General features: G+C 38.5%; 21 protein-coding genes. 18 read left to right on the plus strand and 3 right to left on the minus strand.

Going from position 1 to position 22,704, the window contains the following annotated elements; genetic code table 11:
• Positions 1-150 precede the first annotated feature (150 nt).
• The 6 genes from LJY09_RS07175 to LJY09_RS07200 all read left to right on the plus strand — a co-directional run bounded on the left by LJY09_RS07175 (position 151) and on the right by LJY09_RS07200 (position 6,150).
• Positions 151-3,768 carry a dynamin family protein gene (locus tag LJY09_RS07175; protein WP_228307624.1) on the plus strand — a complete coding sequence of 1,206 codons (3,618 nt, stop codon included), beginning with the start codon at positions 151-153 and terminating at the stop codon, positions 3,766-3,768.
• Between the two features lie 5 nt (positions 3,769-3,773).
• Positions 3,774-4,547, plus strand: a complete 774-nt coding sequence (locus LJY09_RS07180; RefSeq protein WP_028414034.1) for a nucleotidyltransferase domain-containing protein — start codon at positions 3,774-3,776, stop codon at positions 4,545-4,547.
• A complete protein-coding gene (locus LJY09_RS07185) occupies positions 4,544-4,801 on the plus strand; it encodes a DUF2533 family protein (RefSeq protein WP_013082381.1) in 258 nt (85 codons plus the stop codon). Before LJY09_RS07180 ends, LJY09_RS07185 begins: the two co-directional genes overlap by 4 nt.
• A gap of 105 nt (positions 4,802-4,906) precedes the next feature.
• Positions 4,907-5,221, plus strand: a complete 315-nt coding sequence (locus LJY09_RS07190) for a hypothetical protein (RefSeq protein ID WP_013056168.1) — start codon at positions 4,907-4,909, stop codon at positions 5,219-5,221.
• Between the two features lie 130 nt (positions 5,222-5,351).
• A complete protein-coding gene (locus LJY09_RS07195; RefSeq protein WP_013056169.1) occupies positions 5,352-5,813 on the plus strand; it encodes a divergent PAP2 family protein in 462 nt (153 codons plus the stop codon).
• A gap of 61 nt (positions 5,814-5,874) precedes the next feature.
• The gene (locus tag LJY09_RS07200) at positions 5,875-6,150 is read left to right on the plus strand and encodes a DUF6123 family protein (RefSeq protein WP_013082383.1); all 276 of its coding nucleotides are present in this window, start codon (positions 5,875-5,877) and stop codon (positions 6,148-6,150) included.
• Positions 6,151-6,156: 6 nt separating this feature from the next.
• Here LJY09_RS07200 and LJY09_RS07205 read toward each other — a convergent pair whose 3' ends face one another.
• Positions 6,157-6,555, minus strand: a complete 399-nt coding sequence (locus tag LJY09_RS07205) for a reverse transcriptase-like protein (protein WP_028414032.1) — start codon at positions 6,553-6,555, stop codon at positions 6,157-6,159.
• Positions 6,556-6,774: 219 nt separating this feature from the next.
• On the opposite strand from LJY09_RS07205, the gene LJY09_RS07210 reads away from it, so the two are divergent.
• From LJY09_RS07210 to LJY09_RS07220, 3 genes are read left to right on the plus strand one after another with little or no spacing between them, the layout of a single operon-like run.
• Positions 6,775-7,428 carry a ribonuclease H family protein gene (locus LJY09_RS07210; protein WP_028414031.1) on the plus strand — a complete coding sequence of 218 codons (654 nt, stop codon included), beginning with the start codon at positions 6,775-6,777 and terminating at the stop codon, positions 7,426-7,428.
• Positions 7,429-7,457: 29 nt separating this feature from the next.
• The gene (locus LJY09_RS07215) at positions 7,458-7,640 is read left to right on the plus strand and encodes a zinc-finger domain-containing protein (RefSeq protein ID WP_013056173.1); all 183 of its coding nucleotides are present in this window, start codon (positions 7,458-7,460) and stop codon (positions 7,638-7,640) included.
• Between the two features lie 56 nt (positions 7,641-7,696).
• Complete coding sequence (locus LJY09_RS07220) at positions 7,697-7,969, plus strand: DUF2564 family protein (protein ID WP_028414030.1); 273 nt, start codon at positions 7,697-7,699, stop codon at positions 7,967-7,969.
• 59 nt (positions 7,970-8,028) lie between these two features.
• On the opposite strand, the gene cspD is transcribed toward LJY09_RS07220, so the two are convergent.
• Positions 8,029-8,232, minus strand: coding sequence for a cold-shock protein CspD (cspD, locus tag LJY09_RS07225; protein WP_013056175.1), 204 nt, complete (start codon positions 8,230-8,232; stop codon positions 8,029-8,031).
• Positions 8,233-8,507: 275 nt separating this feature from the next.
• Here cspD and LJY09_RS07230 point away from each other — a divergent pair, with 275 nt between their 5' ends.
• The 3 genes from LJY09_RS07230 (at position 8,508) to LJY09_RS07240 (ending at position 14,712) form a co-directional block, all read left to right on the plus strand.
• Positions 8,508-8,795 carry a hypothetical protein gene (locus LJY09_RS07230; RefSeq protein ID WP_028414029.1) on the plus strand — a complete coding sequence of 96 codons (288 nt, stop codon included), beginning with the start codon at positions 8,508-8,510 and terminating at the stop codon, positions 8,793-8,795.
• A 302-nt stretch (positions 8,796-9,097) separates the two neighbouring features.
• Positions 9,098-10,339 carry a bacillibactin exporter BcbE gene (locus tag LJY09_RS07235; protein ID WP_028414028.1) on the plus strand — a complete coding sequence of 414 codons (1,242 nt, stop codon included), beginning with the start codon at positions 9,098-9,100 and terminating at the stop codon, positions 10,337-10,339.
• A gap of 167 nt (positions 10,340-10,506) precedes the next feature.
• Positions 10,507-14,712 carry a tetratricopeptide repeat protein gene (locus tag LJY09_RS07240; RefSeq protein WP_228307625.1) on the plus strand — a complete coding sequence of 1,402 codons (4,206 nt, stop codon included), beginning with the start codon at positions 10,507-10,509 and terminating at the stop codon, positions 14,710-14,712.
• 30 nt (positions 14,713-14,742) lie between these two features.
• On the opposite strand, the gene LJY09_RS07245 is transcribed toward LJY09_RS07240, so the two are convergent.
• Positions 14,743-16,038, minus strand: coding sequence for a purine/pyrimidine permease (locus LJY09_RS07245; protein WP_108674531.1), 1,296 nt, complete (start codon positions 16,036-16,038; stop codon positions 14,743-14,745).
• A gap of 252 nt (positions 16,039-16,290) precedes the next feature.
• On the opposite strand from LJY09_RS07245, the gene LJY09_RS07250 reads away from it, so the two are divergent.
• The 6 genes from LJY09_RS07250 to LJY09_RS07275 all read left to right on the plus strand — a co-directional run bounded on the left by LJY09_RS07250 (position 16,291) and on the right by LJY09_RS07275 (position 22,702).
• A complete protein-coding gene (locus LJY09_RS07250) occupies positions 16,291-17,115 on the plus strand; it encodes a M55 family metallopeptidase (RefSeq protein ID WP_033578456.1) in 825 nt (274 codons plus the stop codon).
• Positions 17,116-17,129: 14 nt separating this feature from the next.
• Positions 17,130-18,059 carry an ABC transporter permease gene (locus LJY09_RS07255; RefSeq protein WP_155010275.1) on the plus strand — a complete coding sequence of 310 codons (930 nt, stop codon included), beginning with the start codon at positions 17,130-17,132 and terminating at the stop codon, positions 18,057-18,059.
• Positions 18,043-18,999 (plus strand): ABC transporter permease, encoded by a 957-nt coding sequence (locus LJY09_RS07260; protein ID WP_176344786.1) that lies wholly within the window; start codon positions 18,043-18,045, stop codon positions 18,997-18,999. Before LJY09_RS07255 ends, LJY09_RS07260 begins: the two co-directional genes overlap by 17 nt.
• Positions 19,000-19,003: 4 nt before the next feature.
• Positions 19,004-20,002, plus strand: a complete 999-nt coding sequence (locus tag LJY09_RS07265; protein WP_228307626.1) for an ABC transporter ATP-binding protein — start codon at positions 19,004-19,006, stop codon at positions 20,000-20,002.
• A 23-nt stretch (positions 20,003-20,025) separates the two neighbouring features.
• Positions 20,026-21,669, plus strand: coding sequence for a peptide ABC transporter substrate-binding protein (locus LJY09_RS07270; RefSeq protein ID WP_033578457.1), 1,644 nt, complete (start codon positions 20,026-20,028; stop codon positions 21,667-21,669).
• Between the two features lie 88 nt (positions 21,670-21,757).
• Positions 21,758-22,702: a S66 peptidase family protein gene (locus tag LJY09_RS07275; RefSeq protein ID WP_034266565.1), complete on the plus strand. Its 945-nt coding sequence runs from the start codon at positions 21,758-21,760 to the stop codon at positions 22,700-22,702.
• Positions 22,703-22,704: the final 2 nt, after the last annotated feature.

Genomic DNA, 22,704 nt, shown 5'->3' on the forward strand with positions numbered 1-22,704 from the left:
CTTTTTTTATTGTTTTTGTAACTAAAAATTCAGTTTTTTATGGGAAAACGTAGGTGAATCAAGTAAAATAGAGAAAGAATAAGCAGAAACAAAGATGGATAGAGAACATTTAAATACAGTCTTGAATGAGGCAAAAGGGGTAGAGTAATAATGGGTAAAGTGAGTGTGAAACATCAAGAAAATCTCCAATTGGAAGCATCTCTTTTTCATTTACATAAGCAATTTCAAGCAGCTGGAGATGAACAGCAGGCAGCAAAAGCAATACAGCTGTTAAAAAAGTGGGTGAACGGTGAATTTGTTGTAGCATTTTGCGGACATTTTTCGGCTGGGAAATCGAGTATGATTAACGAATTAATGGGGCAAGCAATTTTGCCTGCAAGTCCTATTCCGACAAGCGCAAACTTAGTATCAGTAAAAGCGGGGGATGAGCATGCAACCGTTTATTACCGCAAACAGCCGCCGGTGCGTTATGAAGCGCCTTATCAGTATGAACAAATTAAGCAGTTTGCTGTCGACGGAGATGAAGTAGAGTCCATTCATTTATCAATCGAGACAAACGCTATTCCTAAAAATGTTGTGGTGATGGACACACCGGGGATTGATTCAACAGATGATGCGCATCGTGTATCGACCGAGTCAGCTCTTCACTTAGCGGACGTTATTTTCTACGTGATGGATTATAATCATGTGCAGGCAGAATTAAATCTTCAATTTGCAAAACAGCTGCAAGAAGCTAATAAAACGCTTTATTTAATTGTAAATCAAATCGATAAACATCAAGAAGATCAGCTAACATTTCAAGCATTTAAAGAATCTGTAGAAACGTCATTTTTAAAGTGGAATGTTAGACCAGAAGGAATCTTCTATACGTCGTTAAAAGAGCCAGCCAACCGTCATAATGACCTTTCGTACGTAAAATCTCTATTACTTGCTATGATGACGGAAAAAGAAAACCGACATCAGCATATTCAACATGCGATGCAAATGTTAATTGACGATCACCTTGCCTTTATTGAAGACCAAGAAGAAGAAAAGTTAACGATTCATGACGAGCTGCGCCATAAGCTGACGCTTGAGAACCATGAAATAAATAAGCAGCAAAAAGAGCAGCTTCTCGAAAAAGAAGCGGAAATAAAGCGTGCTGAAAAGCAGTTAGCAGAAACGTACCAACAAGAAACAGGCAAGATACTAAGCAACGCCAATTTAACACCATATGAAATGAGAGAAAAAGCTAGGCTGTTTTTAGAAACGACAAAGCCTGATTTCAAAGTCGGTCTTTTATTTGCTAAGAAAAAGACCGAGGAAGTAAAAAAAGAGCGGCTGACGTTATTTTTTGACGATATGAAAGAACGAACAGCCTCTCAGCTGCAGTGGCACTTGCAGCAATATGTGCAAGATCTGGTGAAAAATCAAAATCTTACTGACCCGGATCTTATACGCCAGGTTCAGCAGTTTGAAATTCCGTTAGAACCTCATGACTTAATTGAAACGGTAAAAGCAGGAGCTACGATTAATGGTGATTATGTTTTAACGTACGCAAAAGATGTAGCTGATCACATTAAGAAAAAAGCCACGCGATTATTATACGAGCTCTATGCGCAAATCGAACAGAGCAAAATGGAGCAAGATGAAGTAAAGCGTGAGAATATTTCTCAACACTTGCAGGAATGTGAGGCATTTGAAGAAGCGTATACATCTCTTCAGGAAATGAAAGCAAAACTGGCACGTACAAAAGCGTTGCTTCAATCTTTACAGCAAACTGATGACGACCTAACGCTAGAAGATACAAACGAGTTGTCATATATGTTACAAGAAGAATATGAAACGGGCATCATGAAAGCTGAAGAAAAGCATGAAGCTGCGAGTGAGCAGCAGTTAGTTTCACAGCCTGAGGAAGCTGTGCATGAAACAGGAACAGAAAAGGTTCTTCAAGATGTATCAGCTGTTCTCGAACAGCTCCGTTCATTTGGAAAATTAGACCGCTTTATTAATAGGCTTCAAGAAAAACGTAAAAAGCTATCAAATCAAACGTTTACCGTAGCTTTATTCGGAGCATTCAGTGCCGGTAAGTCATCTTTTGCTAATGCGTTGATTGGAGAAAGATTACTTCCTGTATCTCCGAATCCAACAACAGCAACCATCAATAAAATTATGCCTCCAACAGAAAAACGGCCGCATAAAACAGCTGTTGTGCAAATTAAAACAAACGAGCAGATGATCCAAGATTTAAATGGTGCACTTAAGCTGTTTCATCATGAAGTAGAAACAATTGACGAAGCGCTAGCGATTATTCCGACCCTGCAGGCAACAGAAGAGCTGCAGCTGCATTTGTCGTTTTTACAGGCAGTAGAAAAAGGCTACGGCGAAGTCAAGCATCATATCGGTTCAGAAGTAGTAGTGGATACAGAAGGATTTCATGATTATGTAGCCAAGGAAGAAAAAGCGTGTTTTGTTCAATTTATTAACCTGTATTATGACTGTGAATTTACTCGCTTAGGCATTACGCTTGTTGATACACCTGGAGCTGATTCAATCAATGCGAGACACACGGGAGTAGCGTTTGAGTATATCAAAAATGCAGATGCCATTTTATTTGTAACGTATTATAATCATGCATTTTCAAAAGCTGACCGAGAATTTCTTATTCAGCTTGGCCGTGTAAAAGATGTATTTGCGCTTGATAAAATGTTTTTCTTAGTAAATGCAGCGGACTTAGCCAGCTCGGATACAGAGCTGCAGTTAGTTCAGACGTACGTAAAAGAGCAGCTTGAACAGTATGGTATACGCTTTCCGCGCTTATACCCGGTATCAAGCTTGCAGGCTTTGCAAAACCACGAGGATAAAATGTTTCTGCCATTCAAAAATGCGTTTTACCGCTTCATAAATTATGAATTACCAGAGCTTGCTATCCAAAGTGTCTATGCAGATTTCGAACAAATTTTAGCAGTTGCCAATGAAATGAAACAGGTGCAGACAAAATCAGAAGTCGATAAAAAGCGATACATTCAATCTCTTCACATAAAAAATGAGCAGGTAGCAGCAAAACTGCATGAAATTCATTTTGAATATGAACAACAGCAGTTTGACCGAGAATTAGAAGAGCTTTTATTTTATGTGAAAAAACGTCTGTTTGTGAGGTACGATGACTTCTTTAAAGAAGCATTCAGTCCGGCAAACTTAAGAGATGATCGAGGTGAAAAGCAAAAGCAGCTGCGCCTGTGTTTGCAGGAGTTGTTAACGTCTATTTCCTTCGACGCAACGCAAGAAGTGCGTGCGACCACTTTGCGAATCGAAAAATACATCGTAAAATTAATCGAAGACTGGCATCGACTGATCATCACAAAGCTACAGCGCTATGAACCGACGTTTACTCCAACGTTGAACTCGTTAGAGCCGCCAAATGGCAGCGAAGTTGTGACAAGTCATCAATTCGATAAGAATGAATCGTATCAAAAAGAGCTTTCACTGTATAAAAACAATAAAAGCTTTTTTGAAAAAAATGAGAAAGCAAAGCTCCACGCTGCTTTATTAGAACGTATTAAGCCGGATGTTAATCACTACATTGCGAAAGAAGAAGCTGCTCTTCATTCACACTATACCTATTTAGTGAATCAGTACGTTTTAGCGCATAAACAGTCTGTATCTGAAGAATGGTATGATTATTACAAACAGCTGCAAGCGGCCGTGTCTGAAGAATTTCCAATTCAAGAATTGGTAAGTACAATGACGGTGCTAGAACATGTATTGGAGGAAAGAAAGGGTCATTAATTTTTATGTCTACACACATAAATAAACGTTTACAGGAAATTGAAAAAGAATATAATGTAGAAATTTTGTTTGCATGTGAATCAGGGAGCCGTGCTTACGGACTCGACACGTTAGCGAGTGATTTTGACGTCCGCTTTATATATAAATATAAAGCATCACGCTATCTTCATCTCAATAGACCTCAAGAGGTCATTAATGTAGCAGAAGGCAATTATGATATGCAAGGGTGGGATTTGTACAAAACCATTTATTTGTTTACAAAATCAAACCCTTCGCTTTATGAGTGGCTATGGTCGCCTTTTGTTTATTATCAGAGGTCATCGTTTGCTGAGCCACTCCGGCAAATGATGGCTCAATCATATTCCTTAAAAGCATTGGGATATCATTATTTTAAAATTTTAACGATAAATAGTAAAAGAAATCTGACATCTTCTGTTACAATAGAGGATATAAAAGTGATGCTCCAACTGATTCGTGCATTTTTATCACTGAAAGTAGTAGTAAAGCAGCGCAGTTTCCCTGTCATTTTATTTGCCGATTTATGTAAGCAGGCAAATCTCGACGATAGGCAGCAATCCATCATTGAGCAATTTGTACAATGCAAGATAAGCGGGAAAGTCGCTTTTAATGAAAAGATGAAAAACTTTTTGGATAGCATTAAGAAAGAATCTGCAGCGATAGAAAAAAACTTAAAAGAATTACCGGAAAAGCAAATCAGTTATGAGGACATTAACTTATTTTTACTAACTCAGCATAATATAATGGAGGAACGAACATGAGTGTACATAAAGAAATTTCAGCCCATTCTAAAAAACAGCACGAATTAGTACGTGCTTTTGCCAGCTTAGAAGCTCGACGTGAGCAAGCTATTGAAGCAGCTGTGCTTCTCTGCAAAGAAGGGAAGCCCTTTTCTGTAGACGGTATTAACGCTGTAACAGCAGAAATTAATGAGCTGTCTCAAAAATATACCATCATTCCAGGCCGTAAAGTAGTGACGGAAGAAATGGTTAAAGAGTACGTAGCAAGAATATAAACGTGCTAAGCTCTGGTGTTTTTACCTTAATTTGAACAGGATATGACGTGCCGCTTGATCCATACTAATAGTGTACCAACGAGGTACAAATAGGAGGAGATAGCGATGGGTCGTCAAAAATTAGGTAATAAAAATGCGCAAGCGAATAACAATGCAAAGCATAATTATAACCAAGAGTTCTCTTCTGAGTTTAAAGCAAATCAGGCTCAAAAAGCAAAGCGTGCAAAAAGTGCAAATGACACTTATGCTGGGGAGTTTGCTTCTGAGTTCAACGTGCAACAAAACCAAAATAATTCTGTTAACAAGAAGTTAGAAGCTAATAAAAGTGCAAATAATCAATATGGACAAGAATTCGGCTCTTATGCTGAAGTTGAATCTGCCAAAATGAATAATGCTGCACAAAAAAAGCGTAAAAAATAACAGAACTGTTTCCAAAAACGCCGGGATTAGTCTGCTCTGTCAGCAGATTAGCCCGGCGTTTTTTGTTGGGCAATATTTGCTTGGGTACAAGATGTCAATCCATCGCAAACTATAGATGAGGTGAAGCAATATGAATAAAGGAATTGTCATTGCTCTTTCATCAATCGGTTTAGCACAAGCTTTAAAAATCCCAATTAAAAAGTATCAAACAGGAAAATGGGATATGCGGATGATTGCTGCGTCGGGTGGAATGCCAAGCTCTCATTCAGCCGGCGTATCTTCTTTGGCTACCTATGTAGCATTAAAAAGAGGTGTTTCTACGATTGACTTTGCGTTAGCATCTGTTTTTGGAATTATTGTGATGTACGATGCACAAGGAATTCGAAGGCAGACTGGCGAAATTACTATTAAAGTGAATACGTTAGACGAAGAAATTGAAAAGCTTGCGGGTCTTCCAGACGGAGGCTTTCACGATTTGACGGAACAGCGCTTGAAAGAAATGCTTGGTCATCAGCCAGAAGAAGTGATTGGCGGAGCCATTTTAGGAGTAGCACTTGGAGCAATTGGCTATTTTTTAGAAGGGAAATCATAGTCAAATAGCCAAAAGTAAGCTAAGATAAAGAAGAACCTTTGCAAAAGGATGGGACGAAAAAGTGACAAAAACAGCTCAAACCGTTGAAGAGTATCTTCTTTATCTTGAAGAAAAAGGCTTTCATTTAGCAGAAGATGCACGTGGATTTATTTCATTTGGTCAGCAGTATACGCGTGCAGCTGACGAGATGGTCATATTTACAATTGAATGGACACTAAAAGTACAAAAAGAATTTGACGGCAGTTTTTTTGTATCGCTCCTCGAGAATTTGACATCAAATCGTATTAGCAATCAAAAACAAGCCATTCAATATTTAAAGTCATCAGGTATGATTTAAGCAGGATTACATTCCTGCTTCTTTTTGATTAATGGCTTGTCTGGCCAGCTGATCAGCACCTGCATTTTGAGAGCTAGGGATCCACTTTATAAAAAATAAATCAAATTGACTGGACAATTTGAGGGCTTCTTCCAGTAAAGGAGCAAACGCTTTATTTTTAACGTGTTCTTGGTTCATTGCGCGGTCTACTAGCTGAGAGTCTGTTCGAAAAGATACGCTCGTATACTTTTTTTCTAAACAAATTTTTAATGCATGAAGAAGTGCATGGTACTCTGCTTCATGATTCGTCATTGTCCCAAGAGCAATAGCGTAACGATGATGTTCACCATTTCCTTTAATTAAAATACCAGCTCCAGAAGGACCAGGGTTGCCAGCAGTGGCTCCGTCTATATAAACTTCAATCATCATACAGCCTCCTTGTTAAAACAATATAAGCTTAAACCATGTTTTTTCATCAATAGTATTGTATCATAAGTACTTCAGCTATTTTATATTAGCACGTATAAACGCTAAAATCCGCTTATTAGGTAAGAAAACTGTCATGAAAAGACATAATAGAAGATAAAATACAAAAAAGCAGAAAAAGTGTTGAATTCAAAATTGCTGATGAAAGGAATGCTCGTTATGAATTTCCAAATTGAATGGCATTATAAATCCTCGAAACATAAACAGTTAATTTTCACATCCGATTTCACAGATGCGAATGAGGCGCTAATGATTGTGGGTGATTTAGAAAAAACAGGTCGAACGAAGGAAATTTTTCTACTTGATGAGCAGCAGCAAAAATGGACTGTAAAAGAAGCGAAAAAGCTCTTACAGGAAGTACAGACAGAGCCTCACGATATTGTGGCATATTTTGACGGAGGCTATGAGCATGATACGCTTTTAGCGGGGCTTGGGGTTGTGATTTATTTTAAACAGAACAACCAGTCTTACCGAATACGACGAAACTCAAGACTGCAAGAGATAGAATCAAATAATGAGGCAGAGTATGCTGCTTTTTATTATTTAATACAAGAGCTTGAGGAACTTGGTGTTCATCATATACCGGTAACGTTTAGAGGTGACTCTCAGGTTGTATTAAATCAGCTTGCAGGGGAGTGGCCCTGTTTCGAAGAAGAGTTTAATCGGTACTTAGATCGAATAGAAGATAAAATGCAGGAACTTGGTATCCGACCGGTATATGAGCCTATTTCAAGGAAGGAAAATGAAGAGGCCGACCAGCTTGCGACTCAAGCTCTTCAAGGGATACCAATTGCTAGCAGGAAGCAAGTGTAACACACAGAACGAAATGGAGATGAACGAGAGTGGAACGTAAACAATTATTAGAAGAAGTAACGGAGTTATTGGATTACTACTGTAGTGATTGTTTTGTAAAAAAAACGTTTAACAAAGAAAAGGGCAAAACATACGCTCAGACGTTTTGTATTAAAGAGTGTACCGTAGGAGAAAAGATTAAGCAGTATGGAGATTTGCTGACTAAAAAGTAAGCGTGTATAATTTGTCGGCAGCAGCTTCATTCTATCCATATGGAGGTGTTCTTTCAATGGATAAGTTTTCAAATGAAGAAGTAACAACAGGATATAATGATTTAAAGCAAGTAGAAGTGTCCATTCAATCTGCTCAAAAGATGATTGGGACAGCTACGATGAGTATGAGTCCTCAGCAGCTTGAAGAGGCAACGAATGCGCTTAATGATGCAAAAGCACAGCTTCAATCTGCCAAAGCTCATGGCACAGGAGTAGACGAGCAATTTCTTCAGCAGTGCATGCAGTCTATTCAAACATGTGACCAGCAGCTTACTGAGGCCAAACGCTAGGTATAACAAAAAAGAGACTCAGAAAAGAGTCTCTTTTACTATAAAATAAAAAGATCTATTTATGATAGCTTAGTGACATTAGCGGCTTGTGGGCCTCTATTGCCTTCTACAATTTCAAAAGATACCTCTTGTCCTTCTTCCAAGGATTTATAACCTTCGCTTTGGATGGCAGAAAAATGTACAAATACGTCGCTTCCGCCTTCAACTTCAATAAAGCCATAGCCTTTTTCATTGTTGAACCATTTTACTTTACCATTTTGCATAACTTGAATCCCCCTAGTACTGTGCAGCATCATGCTGCTGAAACTCGAATTATCATTTCCAATAGAGGTAAATGATTGTTTATATTATATAATAAGAAGAAATAAAATTTCAATATTAAAATTTAACTTTTCTGAAAATTAAATTTTATTTAACGTGGACATAGTCTATTTTTAATAAAAAAATTTCTTGTGAGATGAAAAATAACTGAAAATTTAGTTTATAATAAAAGTATAGTCAGCATAATTTTAACGCGGTGATAAGGAGTGGGTCGTGTATGTATCGTACACAAATAAATGGAAAAGAAATCATTTTGTTATTTTCAACGCTCGAAGCAGCAAAGAGCCGCAGCAGCCTAGAGAAAGAACAAATTTATAAGCGCGTATTGCATTTAAATGAGCAGCTGTTAATGTTTCAAAATGGAACAAGCTTCACCATTGGTGATCCGTTAGGATTAATTGTAGCTCAAGTGAAAAAAAGCGATTTGACAACCATATATATCGAACATATTATTGATAAACAGTTTATGTATGATGGAGATGGTCATCGAGGTGAAGTAGTGTAATAAGATGACGCCTATATATGAAGAAGCGTACGGAGATACTCGTACGCTTCTTCATATATGGGATTAAAAACATGTGTTTTTACAAGTATTAACAAGAATAAATAACAAAGTTCAATAAATTAAAGAAGAACAGTGAAACCATGAATAGCAATTACCTTTTTAGCTAAAAAATATAGATACACATCATCTTATGTAATGAGATAGTTAAGCTTTGAAATCAATGAACACGAGAAGTTTTATAAAGCTTAAATTGAAAAACGTGTGATTGTGACGTTAATTAGAAGTAAGGTTTGGAGGACGCTATGGAAAGTAGAAAAAAATTGGATTTACTTGCTCTTGCTTCTGTGCCACTTATCATGACCCTCGGAAATTCAATGTTAATTCCGGTGTTGCCGGTGATTGAAAAACGTCTACAGATAAGCTCGCTGCAGGTATCCATGATTATCACGGTCTACTCAATTTTCGCTATTTTTTTAATCCCGATTGCTGGTTATTTATCAGATCGATTTGGCCGCAAGAAAATTATTATTCCTAGTTTGCTGCTTGCTGCAGTAGGAGGGGCTTTAACAGGCTGGGCTTCATGGCAAATGGCCAATCCATTTTGGGTTATTTTAATTGGCCGCGCGATTCAAGGAATAGGTTCAGCAGGGGCTATGCCTGTTGTGATGCCTTGTGTAGGAGATATGTTCAAAGACGAGCAAGAAATTACAAAAGGACTAGGTTTAATTGAAACAGCCAATACGTTTGGGAAAGTACTAAGCCCAATACTGGGAGCTTTTTTAGCGGCTATGATTTGGTTTCTTCCTTTTTGGTTCATTCCTATTCTTTGCCTTATTTCGATTCTTTTAGTTATCTTTTTAGTAAAAGTTCCGAAAAATGATAGTTCTTCTGAATCTGAACAAAAAAAGAAAAGTATCACGCAGTTTTTGAAGGATTTGAAGAAGACGCTCAAAGAAAATATTGGATGGCTTATGGCTATTTTTATTTTAGGCGCCATTATTATGCTTGTATTATTCGGGGTTTTATTTTACCTATCGACCATACTAGAGGAGCGTTATCATATTGTGAATACGAAAAAAGGCTTGGTAATGGCTATTCCTTTGCTCGCTTTATCTATTTCTTCTTTTGTGGCGGGGAAAAAAGTTGGCAACAATAAAATCGTTATGAAGTGGTCTGCTTTTTTTGGCTTTTTATTGTTAACATGTTCTTTCATCATTTTATTTTTTAATACGTCTCTTTTTAGTATTTTACTCACTTTAGTGCTTGGTGGAATTGGAATTGGAGCAGCTCTTCCCAGTCTTGATGCACTTATTACAGAAGGAATTGAAAAGGAAGAGAGAGGAACCATTACGTCTCTTTACAGTTCGATGCGCTTTGTCGGAGTAGCAGCTGGGCCTCCTCTTTATACATTGCTTATGAAGTGGTCGGACATGGCTGTGTTCCAAACGTCTCTAGGGGTTAGTGCAGTAGGTGCCATTTTAGTTTTAAAAGCTATCAAACCAAAACCTGAAGGCGGCGTAAAACTGAAGAAAGCTGAAGTGTGATTTTACGGAGCTGTCTTATGATAAAAGACAGCTCTTTGCTATTTAAAGACCCGTCAATATGCTTAAATTTATATTGTGTCTAGAAAAAATCCTTGAAATTTCTTATACTTCAATTTATAGACAGCAGATGCAATAGTTCTTATTTTATTGAATAAGGTGGTTTTGAATTGAGTATAAATTATCAGAAATTAAAAAGCATGGTGGATCATTATCAAATATTTGATCTTGTAGCGTATATAACAGAAGAAGTACAAAGCCTTCAACCAAAGAGCCTTGCGGGGATTGTGAAAGAATGGTTGACACACTTACAAACGGAAGAAGAGCTGTACGAGCTTATCCGCTTTTGTGATGAGGCTTTATTAAATCGTGTAAGCCGAATGTTAACGACATATGGCTATCGTCGATTTGGCTCGATTCGAATGGTGACTCTTTATTGCGATGATCTCCTGCGCGAAGGCAAGATACTCGACGCTGATGATAGACTTTCTTTATTAATTTCTCAGCTGGATACGGAATCAGTTAAAAAGGAACAGCTTGAGAAAATCTATTTTTTAAAGGTAAGAATTCTTTTAGAAATGAAACAAGTGGATGAAGCTTCTAAGTGGATGAAACAAGTAACGTCACATAACCAAAAGGGTATGGCTGACAGATGGGGATATTTTTATTTGCAGCTCAACGACAGAATGAAAGCTGAAGCCTGCTTAAAAGAAGGAACGGCATATAAGGAGAATGGAGATTTTTGCTATGCAATGCTAGCGGACTTATATGCGTACGAAGGGAAGCATGAACAAGCGCTTGAAACAATTAACGAGGCTATTGTTCGCTATCCACAGCTTCCGTCTTTATATATGGATAAAGTGATGCGATTAAAAGATTTAAAAGAGTATTCTCTCTTGCTTGAAACGATTGAATTTATCGACTCAAAGTTACCCTATCACGATTATCAAGATTTTTTTACGCTGCTGCGCGCCGACATTTATTTTGAACAGCAGCAGCAATCTCAGCTTATGCATCTGCTCTCGACCAAGCGATGTTTAAAAGATTCACCTTATCAAAAATTAATCGGAAAGCATACAGACGATAAATTCAGTACAATCAAGCTTCCGATTGTACCCATCGTTCAAAAAGATAATTATTGCGTGCCAGCCAGTATGAGTATGATGTTAAGGCTTTTACATACCGAAAAAACACAGGATGAGATTGGAACGCGTATTTACGGTGGCTTAGGATCCAAATTATCAACTGCGGTGAGCTACTTTGAATCTCTTGGCTTTGCAGCGATGTTTTTCACAGGCACAGTTGAACAGTTTAAAGAACTATTAGACAAAGGGCTGCCTATTTTGGTCAGTCTGGAATTTGAACAAGCTTCCCACGTTCAAGTTGTATTTGGCTACGATGATGAACTTGAACTTTTCCATGTACAAGATGCTAATTTTCTAAGTCCAACATATGTAGAATATAAAAATTTTGATCAGCATTACGCTAATTCGGGGTTTTTATCAATTGTTGCTTCTAAAGCGGCAGCGGATCTCGCTTCACTTTCTAAAGAGCAAGATGAGTTTATCCGTCAGCTGTATGACTTAATCGAACTAGTTGAAGCGGATGAAGAGGCCCACATTAACGATCTCGTTTCTTTATTAAAAGCAAATGAGCATGTTCCATTTTCCGCTATTTACAGTATGAAGCATTTGTACAGAAAAGAGCATGAAGCCTATATTCGTACGTGTATTAATCATGTGTTAGAGAAATATAGCAATCATGATTATCTTAAGCTTCACGCCGCATATGCCTTTTTTAAACTTGACGACAGTAAGGGAGCATCTTCCTTGTTACACCACATAGATAACAAAAAGCATAGCTCTTTTTATCACTATCTTAAAGGAAGAATTGCGCTGGATGAAGAGAAATATGATGAGGCTGTTGAAGCACTGCGCAGCTCGCTGCAATTAGACGTAGAGCAGCATTTGAACTGGAGCTATCTAGCACTTGCATACATGTACCAAGGAAACCTCGAAAAGGCTTTTGAATGCTCGACTATTTCCTTAAATATGTATAGTGATGAATCTTATACACAAATCAATCACGGACTTATTTTAATGGAGAAAGAAAGATACGCAGAAGCCAGAAATCTTTTCGACGCGTTATTAAAGGAAAACCCAAAAGATGCGCACAGCTGGTTTGAAAGAGCCCGTTGTGATGAACATTTAAAAAAGTTTCGTAAAGCTTACCGGGGGTTTCAAGTAGCTAAACAGCTTTTGCCGACTGTTCCTTATCCATATCTTTCGATAGCTGATTTGCTACAATATCAACTAGAAAAAACGGACGAAGCTGAAAGCTATCTCAAAGAAGGCATGAAGCATCTACCGGGCGACATGACAATTCGAGGAAGACTAGGCGATTTATACGTCGCGAATCAAAGGTACGAAGAAGCTATTGCTCTGTATAAAGAAGGCTTAAAAATAGAGGAAGATGCCCTTATGTATTTGGGTTTATCTTATGCGTATTTAGAAACAGGTGAACATTTAACGGCCGTTGATACGCTCACGCTTATTGCGCAGAAGTTTTCATCGAACAGCGACGTCATGTTGGATGCAGGCAGCATGCTTTTAGATGCAGCAAAACAAAAGGAGCTAGACAATCAAACGATAGAGTTTGGATTTGCTCTTTATGAAGAGGGAATTCATTTTGCTCAAACAGCGTTAGATGAAGTGTTAGAAGCATATACGGGTTATTTAGAAGACACGGCGTTATTGACTCGTGGAATTAAGTTTTTAACTGCAGAACATCAAGAGCACCCTAATGAGATTTTGTACATGTGCTATTTAGGCATATTATACGAACAGGCCAAGCAGCTAACAAAAAGTGAGAAACTTTATCATCAAGCGCTTCGTATCAAGCAAGATGCTTTGCCATATTATCGGCTAGGTGAAATATATCAATCAATGAATCGCATCACTGAAGCAAAAGAGGCCTTCCAAAAGTGCTTAACTCTTGATAAAACATTTGAAGCCGCTTGTATGAAGCTTGCCGAAATGGCTTGTGAAGAACAAAATCGAACGGCTGAAAGAAATTGGCTGCTTCAATGGATACAGCTGAATCCTATGGAAGTAAACGTTGAGCACGTAGCTTCACTTTGTGAAACAGAGAAAGAGTATGAAGAGCTGTTAGAGGTATTAAAGAGCGTAGAGGAAATTGTGCTACCTCAATGGCTCGCTGACAGCCAGGCTCATGTGTATCGTCTAAAAGGAGACATTTCACAGGCTGAAGCGTATCTAGAGAAGGCTCTTGAACTAGATCTACAGAATCCTGCTATTCGCCATCATCAGGCAAAATGGCTCATCATGGAACAGAGATATGAAGAAGCTAGAAAAGTTCTTACAGAGTTGCTAAGTGAGGATCCGGAAGATTACGCTCTATTTCAAACGTTCATGTCTAGCTTTCCAAATGGAAAAAAACTGTCCGGGCTTACGGCAGATTTAAAAAAGATAAAAATGGAAAAACAAAGCAAAAGTTTGTTATTTAAAAACGCAGCCGAGGCTTTAAATGAGTATGCCGATTCGATTGTAGAAGAGCAACAAGGATCTATCTTCAAACGAAGCTTAGCAAAATTCAAAGCAAAGGCAAAAACGGTTACGCTGCTTGGCTTAACGATTGAACTGTATGAACTTGCCATAAAAACGGATCGGAATAATAAAGAGGCTGTGCATGCATTTGCGGCTTTTTACGAAGAGAAAGGATTGATTGAAGATAGCATCACCGTGCTGAAAAAATCGCTGCATCAAAGCTGGGATTTTGATGTTGCCTATCATTTAGCCAATATACTCGTTAATATCCATGAAAATGAACAGGCTGCACATGAAGCGCTAAACTTAGTTCAAAAACTTCTCAAACAGCAGCCAAATCATATAGATTTGCAGATATACCGAGCATTTATTTTGAGTAACCTTGAAGAGGTAGAAAAATCAGAGACAGCTTTTCAAGAATTACTTCAGCAGGAGATTTATCAGCCTGACATATATGCAGGACTAGCAAAACTGTATAATAAAACGGAACGTTATCATGAAACTGTTCAGCTTCTTCAAATAGCAATTGAACAGCGTCAAGAGTATGAAGGGATGTATACCGATTTAGGTATCGCGTATCATTTAGAAGGTGAAACAGAAGCAGCAGCTTCGCTTATGATAACCAGAGTAGAAAGTGGAGACGAAGATCTTTTTATTCGCTATAACTTGGCATGCTATCTAGCTTTTCTTGGAAAAACTGCTTCTGCTCAGAAAGAATTGGATTATGTTTTAGCGCACGATGAAACGGGAGAATTTTATGAAATGGCTATGGAAGACGATGAACTAAAAGGATTAACGGTAAAAAGGTAAAAAAAAGAAGCTGAGTTTCAGCTTCTTTTTTTATCCCTCTTTTGCATCTTGTCTTTTCAACGAAAGTGATTTGGAAATTTCCAGTGCAAGAATGATAATGGTACCAAGAACTAATCCGTTGCTTAAAAACGTAGTAACTAAAGGAGGAAGTGTTGAAAAAGCTTGAGAAGGCAAAAACATAACCCCTATCCCCGACAGCAGCGCAATACCTGCTTTTTTCATTGCTTTTTCGGGCTGTTTGGCATGCTTGAATTCTCCAATTCCAAGAGCCATCATACCTGTAAAAACAGGAAAGATTGCCGCGTATCCGACGGCAGGAGGAAGAGCGGACATAATGGACGTTAAAGGGGTAAAGATACTCAGAAAAAGCAAAAGACACGATGCTACAATAAAAGGAACTCGACTATAAAGATTTGTAGCTGAAATAAATCCACCGGAACCTGAAATAGGAACGGCACCGACACCTGAAAACAATCCTCCAAGCAGCTGGCTTATACCCGAAACCATCCCGGAACGTTTAATATTGTCTTTTTCAATTTTTTCTCCTTTGTGTTTATAAACAGACTCAACAACACGAATAGAAGCGAGCATGTTTGTAATTAAAATGAGTGTTACAAAAAAAGCAGTAACAACCATATTCCATTCAACGCGAGGAGCTCCGAATACAAACACTTTAGGTATGTAAAATAACTGCGCCTGAAATTCGATCGGTTTAGCTAACCCTAACATTGCAAATACTCCCCAACCTACACCAATACTAATAATAATGCTGAGTTTATTTAACGTCCGGTGTGATAATAAATAAAAAGTCAGCAGCAAAATCGCAGCTGAAGTCAGCGCAATTGGAAGTTTAATAGCTGAATTCGTTTCTGTAATGCCAAACATTCCTTTTAAAAAGGAACCGCTGAGCTGCGTCACTAATAAAATTAAATATGTACCGGTAACCGTTGGAGTAAAGTATTTTGCTAGTTTATCAATGAGACCAAATAGGCTCATTAAAATAGCAATTATCCCGCTTATAAGAAGGGTGAACTGCAGCACGCGAAGCGTTTCGGAGTGAGAACCAAACAGAACGGTTCCAAGACTCGCATACAGAGAAAAGACGCCCCACCAAACGCCAGCTGGCCCTTCCATGATTGGGTATTTATGCCCTATAAACACCTGCAAGAGCCCGGATAAAGCCAAAATAAATAACGTTCGCTGTAAAAATTGAATAGAATCTGCTGCGTTTAAATGAAACTGAGAAGCAATTACAATAGGAACAATCATACTATTAGAAATCATAAATAAAAACCATTGTAGCGAAGCAATGGAAACTCGAAACATTCTTAACACCTCAATTAATGCCGACGAGCGGCTGAATGAACCAACAGGTTGCTCTATTATTTTACCATGGGATTTCCAATTTGTAAGCGATATCTTGTTAAAAGGATGACGAGTAAAATGTCAAAAGATTCAATATATTGTTGTAAAAAGAAGAAAGATAATTTATAATTTTCTTACAATTATAAATTATAAACATAAGAATAATTTATAATGAACTGACTAACAGTCAAGGAAGGAGGAGGGATAAGACAAATGAAACTATACCTGTCGGTTGATATGGAAGGAATTACAGGACTCGTCGATCACACAAATGTTCTGCGAGAGAAAGAGAATTATGAAAGAAGCCGCAAAATAATGACGGATGAAGCGAATGCAGTCATTTATGCAGGGTTTAGAGAAAAGTGCTCAGAAGTTGTGGTAAATGACAGTCATTCGAGTATGAATAATCTCCTTGTTGAACGGCTTCATCCAGAAACTCAGCTTATTTCAGGAAGCGTAAAACCATATTCAATGGTACAGGGATTAGATCAGACTTTTGATGGTGCTATATTTCTAGGGTATCATGCTAAAGCATCCATGCCTGGTGTCATGTCTCATTCAATGATATTTGGTGCTCGCAATATGTACATAGACGATATGAATATTGGAGAGTTAGGCTTCAACGCATACGTCGCAGGCTATTACGGCGTGCCAGTTTTAATGGTAGCTGGTGATGACCAAACGGCGCTGGAAGCACAGCAGCTTATTCCAAACGTGACGACTGCTATCGTCAAACAGGCCATTTCACGTTCTGCAGCCAAAACATTAACCCCTAAGAAAGCAGAACAATTACTTCAAGAAAAAACAGCCGCAGCTATTCAGCACAAACACCTTGTTAAACCTTTAATTCCACCTAAACACCCAACCTTACGAATAGAATTTGCAAATTATGGTCAAGCAGAGTGGGCGCATTTAATGCCGGGCACAGAAATTGAACCTGGAACGACGACCGTTCGGTTTCAAGCAAAAGATATTTTAGAAGCTTATCAGGCCATGCTTGTTATGACTGAATTAGCTACGCGCACAACATTCTGTTAGAAGGTGGGATAAAGGTGAAAAGTTATATTTTAAAGCGATTTTTATCCATGCTTGTTACGCTGTGGGTAATTGTGACCTTAACCTTCTTTTTAATGCATTCGATTCCTGGATCTCCATTTAATGAAGAACGAGCGACAAGCGATGCAGTTCAAAAAAACCTGGAATCATTTTATCACTTAGATGAGCCGCTGGTTGTGCAATATGTTCTTTATTTGAAATCCATTGTTACCTTTGACTTTGGTCCTTCTATTAAACAGCCGTCTCAAACGGTTAACGACCTTTTAGGAAGAGGGTTTCCCGTGTCATTTGAACTTGGAATGGTGACGTTAATTCTTGCGGTGATTTCCGGTATTACACTAGGCATTATCGCTGCTCTTAGAAGAAACGGAATAATTGATTACATTGCGATGAGCATAGCAGTTATCGGATTGTCGGTTCCAAATTTTGTTATGGCCACCTTGTTAATTCAACAGCTTTCTGTCAATTTAAAAATTTTACCCGCTGCTACGTGGACGAGCCCTTTACATATGATTCTTCCGACTCTAGCTCTTGCCACAGGTCCTATGGCTATTATTGCACGTTTGACTCGCTCAAGCATGATAGAAGTACTGACTCAAGATTATATTCGAACAGCGCGTGCAAAAGGGCTTTCGCCAATGAAAATTGTATTTAAACACGCGCTTAGAAATGCTTTAATGCCTGTTATAACAGTTCTTGGAACGATTGCAGCCAGCGTATTAACTGGCACATTTGTTATTGAACAAGTCTTTGCTATTCCTGGCATGGGGAAATATTTTGTGGACAGTATTAATACGAGAGACTACCCCGTAATTATGGGCACTACGGTCTTTTACAGTTCGATTCTCATCATTATGCTTTTTTTAGTAGACATTGCTTACGGAATACTTGATCCACGAATCAAACTGTATAAGAAGGAGGGATAACGTGCTGGAAAAACAGGAGTATAAGCAAATTCCTGATGAGTGGTTTACGCCAAAGAAAAAAAAGAAATCTGAAGCCGAAGCAGTTGTAAGGCCGAGTCTTTCTTATTGGCATGATGCATGGCGCAGGCTTGTAAAAAACAAGTTGGCCATGCTGGGTCTCTTTTTTTTAGTCATCCTCGTTGTGATGGCTATATTCGGTCCTATGTTTTCACCCTACAGCGTAACGAAAGCCTCTTTTACAGAGCAAAACCTTCCTCCTTCAGCTAGTCATTGGTTTGGAACGGATGACTTAGGCAGAGATATGTACACTCGGACATGGTACGGGGCTAGAATCTCCTTATTTGTAGGGCTGATGGCAGCGCTTATTGATTTTATCATCGGTGTCATTTACGGGGGCTTCTCAGGCTATAAAGGAGGAAAAACAGATAATGTCATGATGCGCGTAATTGAAATTTTATACGGTCTTCCTTATTTATTAGTGGTAATTTTACTAATGGTAGTCATGGGACCCGGGCTTTCTACGATTATTGTGGCACTTTCCGTTACAGGTTGGATCGGGATGGCGAGAATTGTACGGGGGCAAGTATTGCAAATAAAAAACTATGAGTACGTGCTTGCATCCAAAACGTTTGGAACAAAAACTAGCCGTATCATTAAGCGGAACCTGCTTCCAAATACGATGGGACCGATTATCGTTCAAATGACACTAACCGTGCCAACTGCCATTTTTGCTGAAGCTTTTTTAAGCTTTTTAGGGCTGGGTGTACAGGCTCCTTATGCGAGCTGGGGAGTAATGGCAAACGATGGTTTATCAACGATTCTATCAGGCTATTGGTGGCGTTTGTTTTTTCCCGCGTTTTTTATTTCTCTTACCATGTTTGCTTTTAATGTCCTTGGAGACGGACTGCAAGATGCACTTGATCCGAAATTAAGGAGGTAAGCAAATGGAAAAAATAATCCGAATCAAAAACTTACACGTACAGTTTTCAACTTACGGAGGGCAAGTTCAAGCTGTAAGAGGCGTTAGTTTTGATTTACATAAAGGAGAAACCCTAGCGATTGTAGGAGAGTCAGGTTGCGGAAAAAGCGTAACATCTCAAAGTATCATGAGGTTAATTCCAACACCTCCGGGCAGGATCACAAGCGGCTCTATTTTATTTAAAGGCCAGGATTTAACAAAACTATCAGAAAAGAAAATGCGAGACATTCGAGGCGCTGATATTTCGATGATTTTTCAGGATCCTATGACTGCGCTTAATCCAACTCTTCGCGTAGGTGAGCAAATTGCAGAAAATATTATGCAACATGAAAACATCTCAAAAGAAAAAGCCAAAGAAAAAGCATTTGAAATGCTGGAGCTAGTCGGAATTCCAAATCCTAAAGAACGCCTAAAGCAATATCCTCATGAATTTAGCGGGGGAATGAGACAGCGTATTGTCATTGCAATGGCTCTTGTATGCAACCCCGAAGTGCTAATTGCTGATGAACCTACCACAGCCCTTGACGTCACGATACAGGCGCAGATTTTAGAATTATTTAAGGATATTCAGCAGAAAACGGATGTCTCCATTGTTTTAATTACCCATGATTTAGGTGTAGTTGCTCAGGTAGCTGACCGTGTTGCCGTAATGTATGCAGGAAAGATTGTAGAAATTGGAACAAGAAGAGACATCTTTTATACGCCGCAGCATCCGTATACAAAAGGATTGCTGCGTTCAGTTCCTCGGTTAGATCTATACGAAAGTGAGCTTGTGCCTATTGCAGGCTCACCTCCCGATTTATTTGCACCTCCATCTGGATGTTCGTTCGCACCTCGCTGTCCTTACGTAATGGAAGTGTGTGATCGCATGTATCCTACGTCGACAAAGCTGAAAGAAAGTCACCAAGTGCACTGCTGGCTTCAAGATGAGAGAGCCCAAAAATTTGTAACAACTATAAGCTAGATTTATAGATGAATAGCGAACTTATGAAAGAGGGGAAAATGATGAAAAAAATAGGGTCTTTACTAATGATGTGTGTACTTATATTTGCACTTGCTGCCTGTACGGCCACAAAAGATTCAGGCGCGGAGCCAGAAAAGAAAAGCAGTACAGCAAAAGAAGACGGTAAGGTCCTTTATATGAATAATGGCGCAGAACCTACGTCTTTTGATCCGCCTATTGGGTTTGATTCATATTCATGGAATATGCTTAATAACTTAATGGAGGGGCTGACTCGTTTAGGAAAAAGCGATGAGCCTGAAGGAGCAATGGCCGAGAAATGGGATATTTCTGACGATAAAAAAGTCTATACATTTCATTTGCGAAAAGATGCTAAATGGTCAAATGGAGATGACGTAAAAGCAAGTGATTTTGTGTTTGCTTGGAAGAGGCTGTTAGATCCTAAGACTGGTTCTCCAGCGGCGTTTTTAGGTTATTTTATTCAAGGTGGAGAAGAATTTAATACGGGTAAAGGCAGTGCTGATCAAGTAGGAGTCAAAGCGCTAGATGACAAAACTTTTGAAGTTACGCTTAAAAGTCCGCAAGCCTATTTCTTAAGCGTAGTTTCCAATCCAGCGTTTTTTCCAATTAATGAAAAAGTAGCAACAAAAAATCCGAAATGGTTTGCAGAAGCAGATTCGTTTGTTGCTAATGGTCCTTTCAAATTAACTCAATGGAAGCATAACAGTAATCTAGTAATGGAAAGAAACGATCAGTACTGGGATGCTAAAAATGTAAAGCTCGATAAGGTAAAATGGGCAATTGTTGAAAATACAAACACAGAATACCAAATGTATCAAAATGGAGAACTAGATGTTTCTGAAATTCCATCGGATTTAAGTGAAAAGCTGCTGAAAGATGGAGATGTTCATATCGAAGACCAAGCGGGAACTTACTTCTATCGCTTTAACTTAGATAAAGAGCCCTTTCAAAACAAAAATATCCGTAAAGCATTCGCAATGGCTGTAGATCAAGATCAAATTGTTAATTTTGTTACAAAAAATAAAGAAAAACCAGCTCGCGGGTTTGTATCATACGGATTTAAAGATGCAGATGGAAAGGATTTCCGTAAAACGGGCGGTGACTTACTAAAAACAGATGGCAAAGAAGCAAAAGCACTTCTGAAAAAAGGAATGAAAGAAGAAGGATATAAAAAGCTGCCAGCTATTACGCTAACATACAGTACAGACGATACACATAAAAAAATAGCAGAAGCACTTCAGCAAATGTTCAAAGAAAATCTAGGTGTAGATGTGAAGCTTGCCAATATGGAATGGAATGTTTTCCAAGAAGAACAAAAAGCGTTAAAGTTTCAGCTGTCACGAAGTTCGTTTTTAGCTGATTATGCAGATCCAATCAACTTTTTAGAGAGCTTCCAGACGGGTCATTCAATGAACCGTACAGCTTGGAGCAATAAAGAATATGATAAGTTAATTAAACAAGCTATGAACGAAACGGATAATAAAAAACGTTTTGAGCTTATGTATAAAGCGGAAGGTATTTTATTTGATGAGATGCCGATCATTCCTATTCATTTCTACAACTATGTGTTTTTAATAAAAGATAACGTATCTGGAATTGTTCGTCATCCTGTTGGCTATTTAGATTTGAAGTGGGCAGATAAACAGTAAAGTGGAACTTTTCGTCAGAGGGGATTTCAATTCCCTTCTGACCCAAGTTTCACTTTCTTCATTTCTTTACACAAAAGGAGTGTAGCAAATGATCAAACCAAAACGATTAAAAAAAGGTGATACAGTAGCTGTTATTGCACCTGCTAGTCCGCCTAATCAGCACAATCTAAAAAAAGGACTAGAATATTTGAAGGAAATAGGATTAAACGTAGTAACGGGTGCGCATTTATATAAAAAAAACGGGTACTTGGCAGGGACTGATGAACAGCGAGCAGCCGATATACATGCGATGTTTGCCAATAAGGAAGTAAAGGCAATTATCTGTGCATGCGGAGGGTACGGGACTGCTAGGCTTGCCTCGCAATTAAACTACAATTTAATTAAGCAAAACCCAAAGATTTTTTGGGGATATAGCGATATTACGTTTTTACATACCGCTATTCATCAGCGCACAGGTTTGGTTACCTTTCACGGGCCAATGCTTTCGTCGGATATCGGAAAAGAAGATGTTCATATAGAGACGAAGCAAGCTTTTTATCAATTATTTTCTCACCGTTCTTTTTACTATACGGATCAAATTAGCCCGCTCGACACTATTTGTGAAGGAGAAGCAACTGGTCAGCTGATAGGAGGAAATCTGACTTTGCTCGTGAGCACGCTTGGCACTCCATTTGAACTAGATACGAAAAATAAAATTTTATTTATTGAAGATATTGACGAAGAGCCGTATGAAATTGACCGCATGATGACACAGCTGTATATGGCCAATAAACTGCAGGATGCAGCGGGAATTCTTATCGGAGATTTCCATAACTGCTATCCTAAAAAACGTACAGAGTCGCTTTCATTAGAAGAGGCATTAACAAGTTACCTGACTTCTTTAAAAAAGCCTGTTATGAGAGGGTTTCGCATCGGGCATTGCTCGCCTCAAACAGCTGTGGGAATTGGAAGTTATGCCACGATGTCGACTTATGAACGAATGGTGGAATTTGAATCCGGTATTACATTACCAAAAGATAAAGTCGAACGCTGAAG

The organism is Priestia sp. J2 (assembly GCF_020790095.1).
Lineage (GTDB): Bacteria > Bacillota > Bacilli > Bacillales > Bacillaceae_H > Priestia > Priestia zanthoxyli.

Bases quoted from the DNA above. Each gene is read 5' to 3' on its own strand.
- LJY09_RS07175 (WP_228307624.1), top strand. From the start codon at position 151: ATGGGTAAAGTGAGTGTGAAACATCAAGAAAATCTCCAATTGGAAGCA.
- LJY09_RS07180 (WP_028414034.1), top strand. From the start codon at position 3,774: ATGTCTACACACATAAATAAACGTTTACAGGAAATTGAAAAAGAATAT.
- LJY09_RS07185 (WP_013082381.1), top strand. From the start codon at position 4,544: ATGAGTGTACATAAAGAAATTTCAGCCCATTCTAAAAAACAGCACGAA.
- LJY09_RS07190 (WP_013056168.1), top strand. From the start codon at position 4,907: ATGGGTCGTCAAAAATTAGGTAATAAAAATGCGCAAGCGAATAACAAT.
- LJY09_RS07195 (WP_013056169.1), top strand. From the start codon at position 5,352: ATGAATAAAGGAATTGTCATTGCTCTTTCATCAATCGGTTTAGCACAA.
- LJY09_RS07205 (WP_028414032.1), bottom strand. From the start codon at position 6,555: ATGATTGAAGTTTATATAGACGGAGCCACTGCTGGCAACCCTGGTCCT.
- LJY09_RS07210 (WP_028414031.1), top strand. From the start codon at position 6,775: ATGAATTTCCAAATTGAATGGCATTATAAATCCTCGAAACATAAACAG.
- LJY09_RS07220 (WP_028414030.1), top strand. From the start codon at position 7,697: ATGGATAAGTTTTCAAATGAAGAAGTAACAACAGGATATAATGATTTA.
- cspD (WP_013056175.1), bottom strand. From the start codon at position 8,232: ATGCAAAATGGTAAAGTAAAATGGTTCAACAATGAAAAAGGCTATGGC.
- LJY09_RS07230 (WP_028414029.1), top strand. From the start codon at position 8,508: ATGTATCGTACACAAATAAATGGAAAAGAAATCATTTTGTTATTTTCA.
- LJY09_RS07235 (WP_028414028.1), top strand. From the start codon at position 9,098: ATGGAAAGTAGAAAAAAATTGGATTTACTTGCTCTTGCTTCTGTGCCA.
- LJY09_RS07245 (WP_108674531.1), bottom strand. From the start codon at position 16,038: ATGTTTCGAGTTTCCATTGCTTCGCTACAATGGTTTTTATTTATGATT.
- LJY09_RS07250 (WP_033578456.1), top strand. From the start codon at position 16,291: ATGAAACTATACCTGTCGGTTGATATGGAAGGAATTACAGGACTCGTC.
- LJY09_RS07265 (WP_228307626.1), top strand. From the start codon at position 19,004: ATGGAAAAAATAATCCGAATCAAAAACTTACACGTACAGTTTTCAACT.
- LJY09_RS07270 (WP_033578457.1), top strand. From the start codon at position 20,026: ATGAAAGAGGGGAAAATGATGAAAAAAATAGGGTCTTTACTAATGATG.
- LJY09_RS07275 (WP_034266565.1), top strand. From the start codon at position 21,758: ATGATCAAACCAAAACGATTAAAAAAAGGTGATACAGTAGCTGTTATT.